Genomic DNA, 1,919 nt, shown 5'->3' with positions numbered 1-1,919 from the left:
CTCCAGCGCCACGACGCTGAGCGAAACGATGAGCATGGAAAGAAAGAGCGGACGTTCCATGCGTCTGGTTTTGTCGAGCAGCGAGCCCAGGGCAGGTCCGGCGAACATGACGATGATGCAGTAAAGGAGAAACACTCGGCCGATGGTGGCAGGAGACGTTCCGGCCTGATTCAGGGAGAGAGGCATGAAGAACTGGAACAGGCACACGGTGATGAGCGCGTTGGGAATAATGAAGAACGCCAGAAGAGCGCCCATGCGCCTGTCGAAGAAGAAGGAGAGCGTTTCGCGCAGGCTGAGGCGGGCGGATTCGTTTTCTTCGCTCTGCCACGGTTCGCGGGGAAGAAGCCGGAACAGCGCGATCGTGGTAAGCGCGAGCATGACGGCGGAGCCGGGGAACACGGCATGATAGCCCAGTCGGTCGGCGATGAGTCCGCCCATGGTGCTGCCGCACAGGGATCCGGCATAGAGCCCTGCGAACATGAAGGCCAGATTGCGGGCCCGGCTGTCTTCCGAGGAATGCGCAATGACGAAGACCTGCGCGGAAAGGTTGATGAAGCCGTATCCGAGGCCGGACATGCCGCGCGCCAGAATGAAGGGCAGGGCCGAGGATGAAAGCCAGCTTGCGCATGAACCGAGGCATGCCAGCGCGAGACCGGCGAGCAGCATGGGCCTCCAGCCGGCTTTCTGACTCCAGAAGCCGCCCGCGAACATGGCAAGTCCGGCCATGAACAGTTCGCAGGATACCGGCAGCCCGGAAACCACGTCGGGCGGCAGGCCGAAGAGATCAAGTCCCAGTTCGCCTATGCATATGGGCACGTAGGACATGGACATTTCCGTTGCGAACAGACATGCGAAAATGATGGGCCGCATGAATTCCGGCGAGCGGGACATGGCGGTTGCGCCCTTTCGGCTCATGAGCAGCAAGAACAGCAGTTCTGAGAGAAACAGCGCCGCCACCACCGTCATGGTCAGGTTGTCCAGCATGACGGAGCGCAGATTGTCGGTCGCCGTAGCGGGATTCATGATGACCTGCACGCTGCCGATGGGCGCGCCGTCGTTCGGATGGCGCATCACAAGCGTTACAGGCGCGTGCTCGGCACGGCGTTTTTCCCATTCCCCTTCGGAAAGCGTGCCCTGTGCGTCGGCCGCGGCGTGCAGTTTTCCCGTGACGTCGAACACCGCCATGCCCAGGGTGGAAATCTGCTTCTGGCGCTCCATCATCCAGGAATCAAGGCCGTGTACGCCGCTGACGGGGAGTCCCATGCCGGCAAGGCGTTCCAGATCCCAGGTCATCTGACGGGCGAGCTGCGTTCCGGCGTGCGTCATTTCTGTTTCGTACAGCCGTGACAGGGGCGAGTAGAGCAGACAGAGAATGAGAATCTGTCCGGCCACAAGGGGAGTCATGAAGCAGGCGCGCAGAAGAACGGAAAACTTTTTGGGAGAGGAGTGCTGCCGGGGAAAGGCAAAACGATACAGGAGCAGGGCAAGCAGCAGGCATTCGCCCAGCGTGACGCCGAAAAAGAGCAAGAGCTGGCCGCGGGCGGCATCGGAGAGCAGCGCGGAAATGCGCGCCTTGTCGAGGGCCATGAACACATGACCGCTCACTACGCCGTTTCTTCCCTTGATGGGACAGGAGGTCCAGAAATCATCGTCGGTGGAAAACTTGCGCACCTGTCCGAACACGGGGGAGGCTCCGGCCGGCACCGTCAGCGTGGAAGATCCGTCGCTCGTCCACTGATAAATGACTCGGCCCGAAGCGTCGGCAACGGCGATGTCGTCCGCTTCGGTTCTGGTGCGGTAGTGCGAGAGAAAGCGTTCCACGGTCTGCGGGCGCAGGCTCTTGCCTACGCGGACGAGAAGACCGAGATGATCGGCGATGTCCTGACAGACGAGTCCGTTGATCTGAAACACCGGCTCCT

The 1,919-nt window shown here is 61.2% G+C and carries 1 protein-coding gene; it reads right to left on the bottom strand.

Going from position 1 to position 1,919, the window contains the following annotated elements; genetic code table 11:
• Window positions 1–1,919, bottom strand: a 1,919-nt coding sequence (locus ACZM96_RS10850; RefSeq protein ID WP_489489072.1) for an MFS transporter, incomplete at both ends; no start/stop codon positions are given.

The organism is Mailhella sp., assembly GCF_057866825.1.
This window is presented reverse-complemented; position numbering and strand designations above follow the sequence as displayed.